The following is a 14,791-nucleotide window of genomic DNA, read 5'->3' as shown; positions in this document are numbered from 1 at the left end:
AACCCACTGACATGATGCGTTCCCTCGACATCGCCGGCACCGGCATGCAGGCCCAGCAGACGAATGTTGAGGTCATCGCCAACAACATCGCCAACATGACGACGACGGGCTTCAAGCGCCGTCGTCCCGAGTTCCAGGATCTCATCTATCAGGATCTGCGACGTGTCGGCACCATGAGTTCGGACAGCGGCACGCTGGTTCCCGCCGGTGCGCAGGTGGGTCTGGGTGTCCGCACGGCGGGCATCTACCGTATCAACGAGCAGGGAACTCTGGAGCAGACCAACAACAGCCTCGATCTTTCCATAGAGGGACCGGGCTACTTTCAGGTCACACTCCCCTCCGGTGAATATGCCTACACCCGCGACGGCACATTCTCCCTGTCCGACACGGGCATGGTCGTCACCGCGGATGGCTACCCGGTCAGTCCGGGCATCACCATTCCCAACAACGCTCAAACCATCACCATCGACCAGACCGGTCAGGTACAGGTCACGATCTCGGGTCAGACACAATCCACGGTTGTCGGCCAGTTGCAGATGGCCACCTTCCAGAACGAAAACGGTCTGGCCGCTATGGGTCAGAACCTGTTCACCGAAACACAGTCCTCGGGCAACGCCATCACCGGTACTGGCCAGAGTGTGGGTTTCGGCAGCGTGCGGCAGGGCTATGTGGAAGAATCCAATGTCAATGTGGTGACGGAAATCACCGATCTCATCACCGCCCAACGCGCGTACGAGATGAACAGCAAGGTCATCACAGCATCCGATGAGATGCTCCAGACCCTGTCTGCCCTGAAATGATCCTGACGGCACATCGTCTTTTCCTCATCCTCGGAATGGGGGTGTGCCTTGCCTCGTCGCCACTCAACGCAGCGACGCTGCGCAGGACTGCAACACTTCACAATGCTCAGGTCCATCTGTCCGATCTTTTCGACGGGCTCGATCCGGGGCAGGACTGCGACCTTGGCCCCGCTCCTGCGGTGGGACAGACTCTCGTCATCGGCGGTCCGCAACTCGAAGCCATCGCACAACAGTTTGGCGTTGACTGGCCGGATGCTTCCGAACTGGCCCAGACGACCCTGACCCGCGCCAGTCACACCATTACCGAAGACGAGGTCATGCCGTTCGTTCTCTCCGGCCTGAAGGATCGGGGCGTAAGCGACACCGCCACCATCGACCTTGCCGATTTCATTGGACCAACGGTTGCGGCGGACCCCACGCCCACATTGCGCCTGACCAACATCGTCTATGACGCGACACACGGACATTTCTCCGCTTTCTTTTCCATTCCACAGCAGGGCAGCGCGCCTGTCTCTTTTCGGGCAGACGGCACAGTCAGTTCCCGTATGGACGTTGTCGTGGCCAGTCACGACCTCGTCGCCGGACAGGTTCTCGCGGCCTCGGATTTGACGACAGCCACGATCGATTCCCGTGCTCTGCCCCCCGGTGCGATCCTCGATCCGGACGATGCCGTGGATATGCTCAGCAAACACGACATTCGGGCGCACACGACACTCACCACAGCCCTCCTTGACCATGTGCTTCTGGTGGAAAAAGGGGCTCCCGTCGTGCTGGATGTCTCCTCCACCGGCCTGCACCTGACTGCGTCCGGTGTGGCCCTGGATTCAGGCGCCCGTGGCGAACACATCCATGTCCTTAACCCCGTCTCCCGCATGGTCGTGGTGGGATCCGTCATTGACCGGACCCGCGTCGAAGTCACACCGGGCACGACCCCCATGCCGGCGGACGCACATGAATTGCATTCGAGCGGTCAACGTTCTCACCGAAACATTTGATTATTCTTCTTGTCGGATACTGCCTTTTATATGAAACGCGCCCTTTCCCTGCTCAGTCTCCTTGCCCTGACCGCCTGCAATGGCGGTATCGGACACCTGAGTGAGATAGGACACCCACCTGCAATGACACGCACGCAGGACCCCACGCGCGACACATCGTATCGTCCCGTCACCATGCCCATGCCGCCGCTTCAGCCGCCTCCGGCCGAAGTCGCCAGCCTCTGGCGACCGGGCAGCCGTGCGTTCTTCAAGGATCAGCGAGCAGCCCAGGTGGGGGATCTTGTAACTGTCATCGTGGATATCACCGACAATGCGACCATTGTTGACAACACCAGCGCAAGCGGCACGGGCAGCGAGAGCATGGGTATCCCCAGTCTGTTCGGCTTCCACGGCAAAGCCATTTCCCATGTTCTTGGATCAGGGGCGCTCGCCACATCCAGCGACAGCAGCAACACCGCCGCCGGGCGCATCAGCCGCAACGAAACCGTCACCGTGCGCGTGGCGGGCACCATTACGCAGGTGCTGCCCAACGGCAACTTCATGGTCGTGGCGCGGCAGGAAGTGCGTGTGAATAACGAACTGCGTGAATTGCAGGTCACAGGTGTCGTACGACCACAGGACATCACGGCCGACAACACGGTGACCCACGACCGTATGGCCGAAGCCCGCATTTCTTATGGTGGCCGCGGCCAGCTTTCCGTCCTGCAGGCTCCGCGTTATGGGCAGCAACTCATTGACGCCATAGCGCCCTTCTGAACGAAGGCGCTGCGTTTCTTTATTCAATTCCAAGGTATTTTACGAAAAATCAGTCCTCACCGAGGACCGCCTTGGCTCGGCGCACCACTGTCTCATATTCCTCGTCGGTCAACTCCCCCCGATTGTAGAACTCGCTCGCCCGCGCAAGCGCATCACGCGCATGGGTCGCATCGGGAATAGGATAGCGCCGTCCGGGCAAGGCAAAGGCGCTGTCAGGAAGGGCGTTGCGTTCAGCCGCAGTCAATTTCGACATAAGGGGTCTCCCTCTGGCTCCGACAGATCAGCCGGAATGCGTGAGCCTATTCACTTTCCTCTCCGCAGACAAAGCCGTTTCCTCGCATTCCTCCTCATCCATACCATCAAGATCGGCCATGGCCGCCTCAGCACTGAGAGTCGGAACATCGGAGGCCATGACCGGTTTTTCTGTACGCGCCATCTGCGCCCCGGTCCGGCTCGCCAGCGTTCCCACGACACGAAAAGCGCACATAATCGCGACACTTCCGAACACCACGCACCCCAATGCCTGACCGATTTGCACACCCGGCGCCCCGAAACGCGCACCGAAGGCGACAAACGGCACGGTCCCCAGCGTGGCACGGCCCCAGTTGAACAGCGTGGAATACAGTGGGTGTCCAAGATTATTGAACGCTGTATTGGCCACGAACAACATGCCGATGAAGAGATAACTCAGCACCGTCCACGAGCAGAACAGATGGATCAGGACAGCTCCCTCTCCCACCGCATGGAACCCCGTCACCAAAACATTCTGGCACAACATCAGCACGATCCACGTCACGACCACACATGCACCGACGGCTTTCAATGACGCCAGAAGCACCTCGCGCACGCGATCGAACTGCCCCGCTCCAAGATTCTGGGACATGATCGGCCCCACAGCTCCGGTGAGCGCGAAGACAAACGAAAACGCCACGACCACGATCCGCTCCACAGACGCCTGTCCACCTACCGCGTCCAGCCCGAACCGGGCCATATGAGCTGTTACATAAGCACCACCGATGGGCGTCGCGAGATTGGTCAGAATGGCCGGCAGCGCAATGGCGCCCACACGCCGCACATCGGGAAAGAAGGCCGACAGCCGTGGCCATGTCAGCATGTGATGGGCGGTGGCCCCTCGTACACCCAGCCCCAGCACGGCGAGACGCGAGAGAACCAGACTGGCGGCCGCGCCCATCAGCCCTTCATGCATTCCAAGAATGAGCACCGGGTCCAGCACTGCGGTCAGCATGGCCCCCACCAGCGTGACGTGCATTGAACCACGCGCATCACCCACAGCCCGCATCAGAGCGGAACTGGCCATGCCAAGGGACACAAAGGGCAGGAACGGCGAAGTGATCTGGAGATAGAACGCCGCCTGATCGAGCGCTGCGCCGGAAGCCCCCAGCATTTCCAGAACCGGCCGCGCGAGCAAAGCCGTGAGCAGCCCAAGAGCCAACGTCACGCCAAAGGTCGCCAGAAAAACGGAAGACGCAATCCGGCGGGCAAGCGGACAATGACCCGCCCCGATTTCACGCCCGACCGATGCGCCAAGTCCGATCGTCAGGCCGATGGAGACCGCGATCTGAATACCGCCCACCGCACCGGCAAAGCCAATAGCCGCCGTCAAGGCCGGGTCACCCAGATGAGCAATGTAGATCATGTTCAGCATGTCCACGGAGAACACCGCCATAAGGCCGATGGCACCTGTCCCTGCCATGACCAGCACATGCCGCATGATGCTGCCTGTCACGAAGCAGGCACGGCTCGCTGCTGATGCTCTTGCCTTCATCCGGCTCCTTGTCCGCGCTGGCCTTGTCCAGCCTCCCGTTTCTCAAGGTATGCCACGTTCCCGGCACTCTGCGAACGTGGCAAAAGAAATTTTACAAAAGTTTTCGTCTTTATTTTTTACATACAGAAAATCAACCGCACGACGTCGTGAAAAAGCCCGCATCAGCGCTCAAGCCGCGTCTCCGCGTTCCCGTGACCAGTTGCGCCATAGCAAATGGAGCGTCGCCATGGCCGCCGGTCCTACGAACAGTCCCAGCAATCCCCATGTCTCCGCGCCGCCGATAATGCCAAGCAGAACCCACAGAAACGGCAGCTTCGTACTGCCGCCAATCAAGGTGGGACGCACAAGATGGTCGGCCACAAAAATCACTACGGCGCCCAGACAAAAGATGACCACAGCACTCATCGTCCCGCTACTGACCAGTAGCAAGGTTGAGGCGAGTCCGACCGGAATCATGGCGCAGAACGGAATCATCGCCGCAATGGCGGTCGCACCTCCCAGTAGGGCCGGATGCGGCGTGCCCGCGATGAAATAGGCTACACCCATCACCAACCCCTCGCCCACGCCCACCAGCACGAGACCGGCCACCGTGCCGTGAATGGAGGCGATGATCTGCTGACCGATCAACTCTCCCCTACGGCCAAAGGCTCTGCGGGAAGCCACCGTGCACTGACGCATGATGGCGTTACCGTCCTTGTAGAGAAAGAACAGCGTCAGGATTGAGAAGAAGAACAGCGTTCCCCGATGCGCCAGTTGGGAACCCAGCGTGCGGGTCATGGCCAGCCCACGGCTGTCGAAGGAACTGAAAAACTCGCCCGCCGCCTCTGGATCGGAGAGATGTGTCCTCCACCAGTTGACCAGCGTCTTGCTGCCAAAGGGAATACGCCCAGCCCATGATGGCACCGGCACACCTTCGTGGCGCGCATCCTTCATCAGAAGCAGCACGTTCTGCGCCTCGTTCGCCGCTTCCAGCCCGACGAACAGCATAGGCACGAGAAACAGAAGCGCCATGGCCGCCGTACATACAGCCGGAAGCAGCACGCCGTCGGCATGGCGCGGCCAGCGTTCCTGCATGCGCCGGAAAAGCGGCCATGTGGCGACGGCGAACACGCCGCCCCACGCAAGAGCCGAAAGAAAGCCGTGGATCGTATAGAGCGCGATGGCGACGATAAACGCCGTCAGCACTTCACGCGCCCGCCACTGCGCTTTTCGCGCCGCTGTCCGCTGGACCATCGTGTCCATTTCCACCAGATGGGGCGTGAGCGGTTCAGCCCCCTCCTTCACGGACGAAGCCTGTGGACCGGTATGGGGCATCACCCTGCCCTTCCCATGCGCGATGTCACCGCGGCGGTTACACATGCTGTCATCTTCACTCGCAGATCAGTCACACGAACCACCCGTATCGCGATCCCGACTTTCCGCCCAGATGGCGAAAGCCTGGATCAGCGCCGCCTCGTCCAGTGCGCGGAACCGTCCCGACGCGCCGCCATGACCGGCCTCCATGTTGATCCTCAACAGCAGCGGATTCTCCGACGTGCTGTAGTCCCGCAACTTCGCGATCCACTTGGCCGGTTCCCAATAGGTCACGCGCGGATCGGTCAGGCCACCAATGGCAAAGATCGCCGGATAGGGCTTTTTCCCGATCCGATCGTAGGGCGAGTAACCGGCGATATAATCATAAGCCGCCTCGTCCTTCAGGGGATTGCCCCACTCGGGCCATTCGGGCGGAGTCAGCGGCAGGCTGTCATCAGACATGGTGTTGAGCACATCCACAAACGGCACCACAGCGACGATGCCCGCAAACAGTTCGGGCCGCATGTTGGCAATCGCCCCCATGAGCATTCCACCGGCTGAGCGGCCATCCGCAACAATTCGACCCGCTTCCGTCCAACCCTGAGCGATCAGGTGATCGGCGCAGGCAATGAAGTCCGTGAACGTGTTGGTCTTGTGCATCCCTCGCCCACCGAGGAACCAGTTCCACCCCTTCTCTGAACCACCGCGCACATGCGCGATGGCATAGACCCACCCCCGATCGACGAGGCTCAACGTGCGGGTGGAGAAGGTCGGCTCAATGGCGTGGCCATAAGAGCCATAGCCATAAAGCAGCAGCGGCGCGGGTTGCCCTTCGGGCGTGTCACGATGGAACAGCAGCGTGACCGGCACCTCTTCCCCGTCCGGCGCCCGGGCCATCAGGCGGCGCGTGCGATAATTGGCCGGATCATGACCCGAAGGCACGAGCTGCTCCTTGAGCAGATGCCGCTGGCGCGTGGCCAGATCCAACGCGAACCATTGGCGCGGTGTGGTGGGAGACTGAAAGGAGTAGCGCAGCTCAGTCGTCTCGAACTCGTAGCCACCGTCCAGAGAAAGCGTGTAGGCCTCCTCCCCCACCCCCACACTCTGTCGCACACCCTTGCGGTCCATGATCTCGATTACGGTGTTGGCGTTCACCCGCTCTGTCCAGACCACATAGTCCGCCAGACACTGGCAGCCCGTAATGTAATGCCCCGGCCGATGCGCCACGAGCGGCTGCCAGTTGGCGCGCTCGCCCACAGCTTCATCTGCTACCGTCATCAGAGCGAAATCGGTGGCCCCGTCCGCATTGGTGTGAACCACGAACCGGTCCCCCCAGTGCGCGAGATCGTACATTATCCCTTTCTCGCGCCGGGCGAGACAGACCGCGGGTGCTTCGGGCTGATTGCCGGGCACCAGCCACGCTTCCGAAGTGTCGTGGTCATTGGTGGAAATCACCACCCATTTCCCCGAACGCGCAGCACTCACACCGACAAAGAAACCGGGATCCGGCTCCTCGTACACCACGACGTCTTCGCCGCCCGCAAGCGCACGACGATACACCCGCATCGGGCGACCGTTCTCATCGCGCCATGTCCAGAAAATATGGGTGGCGTCCGGCGAAAAGGTAAAGTTTCCCGAGCAGTTGTCGATCTGTACCGGCAACATCTCGCCGCTGGCCAGATCGCGGACGCGGATCGTGTAGATCTCGGAGCCCTGCGTGTCCTCGGCCCATGCAAACAACCGGTGATCGGGGCTGTGCGCAGCACTCCGCGCGGCGTAGAACGCCTGATCCTTCGCGCGGGCATCCGTGTCGAGAAGCACCTCTTCCTCATTGGGGCGTCCTTCGCGGTGACGCACATAGCGAGGATATTGCGCGCCGGCTTCGTAGCGCACGCCGTAGCGCCAGGGACCGTGCGGCAGGAATGGCCAGGACTCGTCTTCCTGCAGACGCCCCTTCATCTCCGCCACGATGTCGGTCTGCAACGTGCGGGTCGAGGCCAGCACAGCGTCCGAATAAGCGTTCTCGGCGCGCAGATGCGTGGCGATGTCGGCGCGCAGAAGTCCCGGCTCGCGCAGGACCGCCTGCCAGTTGTCATCCTTCATCCAGCCATAATCGTCCTCACGCACACGCCCGAGTTGCTCGATGCGACGCGGTTCCTTGCGGGCGACGGGAGGTGAAGGAAGCTGGGACATGAAAGGCCTTTCCTGTGAGCACACGCCGTGCATTGTGCCACAGGATGGGCCGCCTGCCACCGTGCTGAGTGCATATCGGCGGCAGGCTCTCCATCGTGTCGATGGAGGCGGAACGGATCAGGAGTCGCGCAGGGCCTTCGCCTCTTCCTCGCGCGTGCCGAACGGCACTTCCTGCCGGTCGTCCTGTTCGTCCATGCTGCCACCGAGATTGCCCAGATTTTCCTGAATCCGTGCGTCCTCGATCGGCTCGCCTTCCGGGCCGATGGGCACTTCCGGCTCCACCGGGATTTCGCCCGCGTCCGGGTTGATGGTCATGCCCACCAGATCCGTCGCGGCCTCCATGTAGCCCTCGGGACCGCATGTGGGCTTGCCATCGGCAATCCACATCTCACGGGCTTTCGCCTTGATCTGCGCGTCACGCTTGGGTGAGTCTTCCAGCGGATTATCCACCATCTCAAAGCTCCTTACTTTTCTGTTCGCCCGCTCCCACAGGGAGCGTCGCCTTGTGGAGGCAACGGACCAGACGGCCGAATGTTGCCCTGCGTCCTAGCGTCGCGTTCTACATACAGCCTTCCACACGGAAAGCAGAGATGCGGTAAACGGACGTGTCCCATGAAAAAGCATCACGCCCCGTCTCAACACTTTTCTGATGGCTCTCATGCATTCAATTTGTATGGTCCGTCACTTTCCGCCACACAGGCGGCCCCGGTGATGATTCACCCGTCATGACGGACGATATTTCATGAACGATATAAGTAATCAGAGACGACGATCCGGCGCGGCCACCGTCTTTCGTCTTACTGTGGCCGCCCTGACCGGTCTCGTCGGACTGTGGCTGGCATGGGAGGGTTTTGAACTCGCCACGCTGGGAGGGTCTCTTTACTACGTTCTGGCGGGACTGGCCTATGTCCAGCTTGGCATCCTGTTTGTCGCCCGCAGTCGCATCGCCTTGCCTGTCACCGTACTGATCTTCGCTGCCACCTGCGTCTGGGCAGTTCTCGATACGCCCGAGATCGGCTACTGGCCGCTACTGCCGCGCCTCGTGCTGCCCGCCATCCTTTTCACATTCGGTCTGTGGACCTGCGCGGCCAGCCTTCCCGCGCTCAGCACAAGCACACGACGGACGCTGACAGGTGGTGGTCTTGCCGTCACTGCCGCCCTGCTGGTCACTCTGGTGGAAGCCTTCTTCCCTCATGGCGAAATCCATCATCCCGAAGCGATGGTCGGGTCGGAGGGCTTGGACGTTGCACAGGACGACATAGGAGACAACTGGGAGTTCTTCGGGCGCAATGCCAATGGCACACGCTTCGTGCCCTACACCCAGATCACGCCCCAGAATGTCGAAAAACTGAAAGTCGCGTGGACCTACCACACCGGACGCCGCCTGACGGGTGCCGCCATCGGCGTGGACGAGAACACCCCGCAGCAGATCGGCAATGTCCTTTATTCCTGCTCGCCTGAGAGCATCGTCACCGCCATCGACGGCGATACCGGACAGCGCATCTGGAAGTTCGACCCTAATGCCCGCACGGCAGAACACGTTTCCTGTCGCGGTGTGGGCTATCACGATATCGATCATGACGACTCCCTGACCGCTGACGACAAAGCCACCGATCCGGCGCAACCCTGCCGCCAGCGCATCGTCGTCTCGACGGTGGACGCTCGTCTCTTCGCGCTGGACGCGCATACCGGCACACTCTGCCCCGGCTTCGGACAGGACGGATTTGTCGATCTCAAGCCACAGATGGGACCGACAGAAGGCGGCAAACGCTATCATCCGAGCGCCGTGCCTCTGATTGCCGGGCATATCGCCGTCATCGGCGGGTGGGTACGCGACATCGTGCACGGCGAACCCTCCGGCGTGGTCCGTGCCTATGACGTGCGCAACGGCGCCCTCGTCTGGGCATGGGATGTCGGCGCCCCGGATCGCACCGGTGCCCCGCCAGAAGGGGAAACCTACACACTCGAAACGCCCAACATGTGGACGGTGCCCACCTACGACCGGGCGCTGAACCTCGTTTATCTCCCGACCGGGAACGGTCCCCCGGACTACTGGGGCGGCGACCGGGACGCGTTGAAAGAGAAGTTCGGCGCTGCGGTGGTGGCGGTCGATGCCAGCACGGGCAAGACGAAATGGGTGTTCCAGACTGTGCACCACGATGTCTGGGACTATGATCTGCCCTCCCAGCCCGTCCTGCAGGATGTGACGAATGAGAAGGGCGAAAAAGTTCCCGCCCTGATCCAGACGACCAAAACCGGCAACATCTTCGTGCTCGATCGGCGCACCGGCACACCGATCACAGCCGTCGAAGAACGCGATGTCGCCACGTCTCCCGCGGGACAGGGCGAGCACCTGTCGAAAACCCAGCCCACTTCCGTCGGCATGCCTCTCATCGGAGCCGATCCGCTGAGCGAGCGCTCAATGTGGGGTGTGAGTACGTTCGATCAGCTTTACTGCCGCATCAAGTTCAAGCAGTCGGTCTATACGGGTCCGTTCACGCCGCCGGGCGAGAAACCCTACATCGAGTGGCCGAGCCTTCTGGGCGGCATGAACTGGGGCGGCGTTGCAATCGATGAATCGCGCGGGCTGATGTTCGTCAACGACATGCGCATTCCGCTCCAGATGACGCTGGAGACACGGGAGAACGCAAAGAAATTCAAGGTCTCGACGGATGAGGTTCCCGGTTTCATGGGCACCATTCGTCCACAGGTGGCCGGTCCCTATGGCGGCGTGAAGATCGACATCCTTCAGTCACCGCTTCAGGTGCCCTGCAACACACCGCCCTTCGGCACGATGAGTGCCATCGATCTACGCACCAAGAAACTGGTGTGGCAGGTGCCGCTGGGCACCGTGCAGGATACGGGGCCGATGGGCATCAAAACACACATGTCCGTGCCGCTCGGCATGCCCACCCTCGGCGGTCCGACAGCGACCGCCTCCGGGCTGGTGTTCTTTGCGGGCACGCAGGACTATTACCTCCGTGCGCTGGACGCGAAATCCGGCAAAATCGTGTGGCAGGGTCGCCTGCCCGTCGGTGCGGTTGCGGCGCCTCTCATCTATCGCTCGCCTCGGACAGGCAAGGAATATGTCGTGATCTCCGCTGGCGGTATGAGCCACTCGCCCGATATAGGTGATGACATCATCGCCTATGCCCTGCCCGACACGGCGGGAGCCATGCCGGGCGTTCCGGAAGGATCGAACCGGAAATAGGCTGACCATTTATCGATGAGTGATATGTCCGATTTCGACTGAACGGACATACATGCAAAGACGGGCGTTGTTCCTTTTGGGAACGGCGCCCGTTTCGCATTCAGCCTTCGCAACGTGTGTCATTTTCGCGCAAAGCGACGGACGAACCCCCTCAGACGCAACCTTGCGCGTGCGAGTCATTCTCACTAACAAGACCCTTTCCTTTCCATTGCCCAGAACGGGTGCTTCCACCATGTCGCCCTGCCCTCTCCACGGTTTCGGATCGATCGTTCCCAACGCCATCAACCTCATGGAAGATGCCCCACGCACGCTCATGTCTTCCCTTACACTTGCCTCATGACCACCAGTCAGGACAGAACCTGCCGCTCCATGGGCATCGTACTCCTGTGGGGGGCTTTTGTGCTGTGGGGATCCTTCGCGTGTGATCTCGCCCTCGTCTCCAGCCGTTCCTACCGCTTTCTGGCCACGATCATTGCCGCTCCCGTTCTCATCTGGCCCTTTCTTACGAAAAAACCGCAATTGGCCCTTGGGGTTCCTCTGGCGCTCGTCCTGAGCGGGGCGCTGATGCTCCATTTCGCTCCATGACACCCGTGCTGCGTGCACGACTAAGCTGGCTTCATCGCTGGACAGCCCTTGTGGCCGGATGGATCGTGTTCGCCATCTTTTTCACCGGTACCCTTTCTCTTTTCGATGCTGAACTGACGCGCTGGATGCAACCGGAAAGCGCCGAAATCCTGCCGGAACAGCCTCTGTCCGATCAGGCCCTCGAACACGCCATGCAGATTCTCCGTGACGATGAACGGCAGGGAAAACCATCGGCTTTCCTCTCCCTGCCCTCCGCACGCGATCCTCTACTGCATATTTTTCGCTACGATGGACACGCTCTGATCGGTCCGGCCCTCAATCCGCGCGACGGTCGCCTCATTGCGACACGCCAGACGGAAGGCGGCGCGTTTTTCTTTAACTTTCACTACACTCTGCGCCTTCCCTCACCATGGGGAGAATATCTCGTCGCTCTGACGACGTTCTTCCTTTCTCTCCTTATCCTGTCAGGCGTTCTCCTGCATCTTTCTCGCCTGATACCGGACTATTTCACCCTGCGTCTTCATGCGGCCACCCCACGTTGCCTTCTCGATCTTCATGTGTTGACTGGCACCGCCATGCTGCCTTTCCACATTATGATTACATGGACAGGGCTTTTTCTTCTTGGGAACATCGCCTTTCCACTTATTTCGCATGACGCTGCTCCCTTACCTCCTGCCGTCGTAGAGCACCATCACCTCCCAACATTCCTGCTCGCGCCTCTCGTCCACAAAACGGAACGACTGACCGGCAATGCTGTCACGTACATCCTGTTTTCTGCTGAGCATATCGCGATCTATTCGTTGCGACCCGACAGTCTGAGCATTCACGACACACCGATGACATTCGACAATGTGACAGGACAAGCTGTGGCGCCTCCTCCACCTGACAGAGTGGAACGCGCGGAAGCCCTCCTCACGGGGCTGCATATGGCCCACACCATGGGACCGGTTCTGCGCTGGCTCTGGTTCCTCGGCGGACTGGCCGCGACCGTAATGGTCGCCAGCGGCCTTGTGTTTCACACAGCACGACGGCGTGCGAGTGCGCGCCAGCTTACATCCCCGCGCCTCGAACGACTGAATGCCGGTATCATGAGCGGTCTGGTCTTTGCGTCACTGGCCTATCTCTGGACCAATCGACTGATTCCCTACGACTGGAAAGATCGTTCGATGCTGGAAATTACAACGCTTTTCGTTCTTTGGGGGAGTACCGCCTTACTCGCGTTCGGTCTTCCACGCGCCGTCCTATGGTCCGTTCCACTCGCTCTCACGGCCCTCGCAGGCTTAGGCATCCCGCTCCTCGATTTGCTCACCGGCCCCTCGCATCTTTGGCGCCATTCCCTGTTCCTGTCTGTCGATGCCGTTTGCGCTCTGACAGGTCTAGCCGCCCTGTCCGGCGCTCTCTGGATGAGACCCCGCACATGATGCCCTCTCTCATCCTCATCGGTGCGGAACTCCTCTCCCTGACAGCCTGCCTTCTATGGGCCTGCTCGCTTGTTTATCCCCGTCGCTGCCTTGGCTTACGCAGACTGCAAACACACATGCGCAAACAAGGTGTCGGCCTGCTCGCACAATGTGGGGCTCTTGGCTGCCTTGTTTCATGGAGATACGCTGCTGGTATTGCCATCTGGATCATGCTTCTGTCCGTCAACAGTCTTTTCACTGCGACATGGCTGGCCGTGCATCCGACCAGTCTCGCAGCGCTGACGACACGCGATCGGCAGAGAACCTGAGAACCTTCTCTTCCATGGCTTTCAACTATTGCTACTTATCCATACACGCGGCGAACACCCATACCAGCGCGTAAAGGCACGCGTAAAAGCGCTTCCCTCGCTATAGCCAAGCCGAAAAGCCGTCTGCGCCACGGAATGTTCCGCTTCCCGCAGATATTTCAACGCATAATGCCGCCGCACATCCTCGACCAGATTCCGGTAGGTCATGCCCGCGTCCGCCAAGCGACGCTGAAATGTCCAGTAAGGGCAGCCAAGGCGTTCCGCCACCTGAGCGATAGAAGGGTACCCATGTGGCAAAAGATCGAGAATGACTTGCCGCACATGCCTCAGAGACTTTTGATCCGCAGCCTGCTTTCCCCTTTGTATCTGAAGCAGTCCGGCTTTAATGGCGCTGAACAGAATCCCATCCGCGTCCGGCATTACCGCTGTGAGGATATCTTCGGAAAACACAAGTGTGTTGGTGGGCTGCCCAAAAAGAACCGGACAACCGAAGGCCTTTTCATGGTCATCCACACAGGCCGGCGCCTTATGGCGAAACAACACCCTCATCGGTGCCCAGTCCGGCCCGAGGGCTTCACGAATCACATTACAGAATACAGCCAGTGAAAGTTCCGCATCATGCCGATGGTCATGAATCAGCGGGTCCGTCACATCGTAATTCAGCCGAGACACTCCGCCTTGTTTCCGGTGGCTTACGACGCTGTTGTCCTGATGAATCGGAAAGAAAGCCGCCAGATTGTCCAGTGCCTCACCCAGCACGGAAGAAGAAAGCACGGCATAACCCAGCATCCCCAACCGTCGGGGAGCGAACTGGTGACCGAACCACAGGCCAAAATTCTCCGTGCCCGTTTCTTGCGCCGCACAATCCAGCGTACGGCAATAAGCATCCAGAGGCACGGTATCGGATGGAAGCGTGCTGCGCCGCCCCTCCAGCCCACAGCGACTGAACACGTTGACAGGCTGCGCTCCCAAGCGCGCGATGAAGCTGTCCAGACCATAGACCACGGACGCCAGCACCGTTGTCGAAGCGGCAGCGGGACCGAAATGTCCATGAACCGGCATGCGCGTCATTGCGCCAGACCTCTCTTCCAACGGGCCGGAACTCTCCGTCCGGTCATCGGATTGCGCGAACGAAAGACACTTAAAGTGAAGGCGCAATCCTCTCCCTGTCAATTCATTTCTTAACCGAAACGCCGTCGTTGCCGGATGTCATGAAATTGTGTCGGGATGTCATTATCCAATCCACCTCCCACACCTAACCTGAGCCGATACGGCCACCTCAAAGCTGGCCCTTTGCTGCGACCGTGGGAGACACATTATGGCCGATCCGTTTCTAGAGGGTGTTATGCACTTTGCATGAGCAGGTTAGCTGCGTTTCTGAGCATGAAGCCAGCGAAGGCGATGGTGTGCATTGCAGCAAGTGTTGAGGCGCAGCGTTCGTAG

Annotated in this window: 13 protein-coding genes; 7 read left to right on the top strand and 6 right to left on the bottom strand. The window is 60.2% G+C overall.

From position 1 onward, the window contains the following. Window positions 1–14 precede the first annotated feature (14 nt). The 3 genes from flgG to flgH are packed head-to-tail and all read left to right on the top strand — an operon-like array spanning window position 15 to window position 2,551. Window positions 15–800 carry a flagellar basal-body rod protein FlgG gene (gene flgG, locus GOB87_RS05095; RefSeq protein WP_194303219.1) on the top strand — a complete coding sequence of 262 codons (786 nt, stop codon included), beginning with the start codon at window positions 15–17 and terminating at the stop codon, window positions 798–800. Beyond that, the gene (gene flgA, locus GOB87_RS05090) at window positions 797–1,795 is read left to right on the top strand and encodes a flagellar basal body P-ring formation chaperone FlgA (protein ID WP_166313475.1); all 999 of its coding nucleotides are present in this window, start codon (window positions 797–799) and stop codon (window positions 1,793–1,795) included. Before flgG ends, flgA begins: the two co-directional genes overlap by 4 nt. 30 nt (window positions 1,796–1,825) lie before the next feature. Further along, on the top strand, window positions 1,826–2,551 hold the full coding sequence (gene flgH / locus GOB87_RS05085; protein WP_166313474.1) for a flagellar basal body L-ring protein FlgH: 726 nt from the start codon (window positions 1,826–1,828) through the stop codon (window positions 2,549–2,551). A gap of 49 nt (window positions 2,552–2,600) precedes the next feature. Here flgH and GOB87_RS05080 read toward each other — a convergent pair whose 3' ends face one another. From GOB87_RS05080 to GOB87_RS05060, 5 genes are all read right to left on the bottom strand, one after another. Beyond that, on the bottom strand, window positions 2,601–2,804 hold the full coding sequence (locus GOB87_RS05080) for an SHOCT domain-containing protein (protein WP_166313473.1): 204 nt from the start codon (window positions 2,802–2,804) through the stop codon (window positions 2,601–2,603). Window positions 2,805–2,831: 27 nt separating this feature from the next. Next, window positions 2,832–4,337, bottom strand: a complete 1,506-nt coding sequence (locus GOB87_RS05075; RefSeq protein WP_242006172.1) for an MATE family efflux transporter — start codon at window positions 4,335–4,337, stop codon at window positions 2,832–2,834. 168 nt (window positions 4,338–4,505) lie between these two features. Further along, window positions 4,506–5,579 carry an AI-2E family transporter gene (locus tag GOB87_RS05070; RefSeq protein WP_242006177.1) on the bottom strand — a complete coding sequence of 358 codons (1,074 nt, stop codon included), beginning with the start codon at window positions 5,577–5,579 and terminating at the stop codon, window positions 4,506–4,508. Window positions 5,580–5,717: 138 nt separating this feature from the next. Then, the gene (locus tag GOB87_RS05065; RefSeq protein WP_166313471.1) at window positions 5,718–7,823 is read right to left on the bottom strand and encodes a S9 family peptidase; all 2,106 of its coding nucleotides are present in this window, start codon (window positions 7,821–7,823) and stop codon (window positions 5,718–5,720) included. 117 nt (window positions 7,824–7,940) lie between these two features. Then, complete coding sequence (locus tag GOB87_RS05060) at window positions 7,941–8,273, bottom strand: hypothetical protein (RefSeq protein WP_166313622.1); 333 nt, start codon at window positions 8,271–8,273, stop codon at window positions 7,941–7,943. A gap of 292 nt (window positions 8,274–8,565) precedes the next feature. Between GOB87_RS05060 and GOB87_RS05055 the strand changes: the two genes are divergently transcribed. From GOB87_RS05055 to GOB87_RS05040, 4 genes are all read left to right on the top strand, one after another. After that, window positions 8,566–11,034 (top strand): membrane-bound PQQ-dependent dehydrogenase, glucose/quinate/shikimate family, encoded by a 2,469-nt coding sequence (locus GOB87_RS05055; RefSeq protein ID WP_166313470.1) that lies wholly within the window; start codon window positions 8,566–8,568, stop codon window positions 11,032–11,034. Window positions 11,035–11,403: 369 nt separating this feature from the next. Continuing rightward, a complete protein-coding gene (locus GOB87_RS05050; protein WP_166313469.1) occupies window positions 11,404–11,619 on the top strand; it encodes a hypothetical protein in 216 nt (71 codons plus the stop codon). Further along, entirely contained in the window at window positions 11,616–13,040 is a 1,425-nt protein-coding gene (locus GOB87_RS05045) for a PepSY-associated TM helix domain-containing protein (RefSeq protein WP_166313468.1), read from the top strand. The genes GOB87_RS05050 and GOB87_RS05045 overlap by 4 nt, the downstream gene beginning before the upstream one ends. Next, window positions 13,037–13,348 (top strand): hypothetical protein, encoded by a 312-nt coding sequence (locus tag GOB87_RS05040; protein WP_166313467.1) that lies wholly within the window; start codon window positions 13,037–13,039, stop codon window positions 13,346–13,348. Before GOB87_RS05045 ends, GOB87_RS05040 begins: the two co-directional genes overlap by 4 nt. Before the next feature lie 21 nt (window positions 13,349–13,369). Here the strand turns inward: GOB87_RS05040 and qhpR are convergent, their stop codons facing one another. After that, on the bottom strand, window positions 13,370–14,419 hold the full coding sequence (gene qhpR, locus GOB87_RS05035; RefSeq protein WP_166313466.1) for an AraC-like transcriptional regulator QhpR: 1,050 nt from the start codon (window positions 14,417–14,419) through the stop codon (window positions 13,370–13,372). Between the last annotated feature and the right edge of the window lie 372 nt (window positions 14,420–14,791).

It is taken from the genome of Acetobacter estunensis (assembly GCF_011516945.1).
GTDB lineage: Bacteria > Pseudomonadota > Alphaproteobacteria > Acetobacterales > Acetobacteraceae > Acetobacter > Acetobacter estunensis.
Note: the sequence above shows the minus strand (reverse complement) of the source record. Positions and strands in the feature narration are given on the sequence as shown.

Excerpts from the sequence above, each read along its gene's own strand:
- flgG (WP_194303219.1), top strand. The coding sequence starts at position 15 with ATGCGTTCCCTCGACATCGCCGGCACCGGCATGCAGGCCCAGCAGACG.
- flgA (WP_166313475.1), top strand. The coding sequence starts at position 797 with ATGATCCTGACGGCACATCGTCTTTTCCTCATCCTCGGAATGGGGGTG.
- flgH (WP_166313474.1), top strand. The coding sequence starts at position 1,826 with ATGAAACGCGCCCTTTCCCTGCTCAGTCTCCTTGCCCTGACCGCCTGC.
- GOB87_RS05080 (WP_166313473.1), bottom strand. The coding sequence starts at position 2,804 with ATGTCGAAATTGACTGCGGCTGAACGCAACGCCCTTCCTGACAGCGCC.
- GOB87_RS05075 (WP_242006172.1), bottom strand. The coding sequence starts at position 4,337 with ATGAAGGCAAGAGCATCAGCAGCGAGCCGTGCCTGCTTCGTGACAGGC.
- GOB87_RS05070 (WP_242006177.1), bottom strand. The coding sequence starts at position 5,579 with ATGGACACGATGGTCCAGCGGACAGCGGCGCGAAAAGCGCAGTGGCGG.
- GOB87_RS05065 (WP_166313471.1), bottom strand. The coding sequence starts at position 7,823 with ATGTCCCAGCTTCCTTCACCTCCCGTCGCCCGCAAGGAACCGCGTCGC.
- GOB87_RS05055 (WP_166313470.1), top strand. The coding sequence starts at position 8,566 with ATGAACGATATAAGTAATCAGAGACGACGATCCGGCGCGGCCACCGTC.
- GOB87_RS05050 (WP_166313469.1), top strand. The coding sequence starts at position 11,404 with ATGGGCATCGTACTCCTGTGGGGGGCTTTTGTGCTGTGGGGATCCTTC.
- GOB87_RS05045 (WP_166313468.1), top strand. The coding sequence starts at position 11,616 with ATGACACCCGTGCTGCGTGCACGACTAAGCTGGCTTCATCGCTGGACA.
- GOB87_RS05040 (WP_166313467.1), top strand. The coding sequence starts at position 13,037 with ATGATGCCCTCTCTCATCCTCATCGGTGCGGAACTCCTCTCCCTGACA.
- qhpR (WP_166313466.1), bottom strand. The coding sequence starts at position 14,419 with ATGACGCGCATGCCGGTTCATGGACATTTCGGTCCCGCTGCCGCTTCG.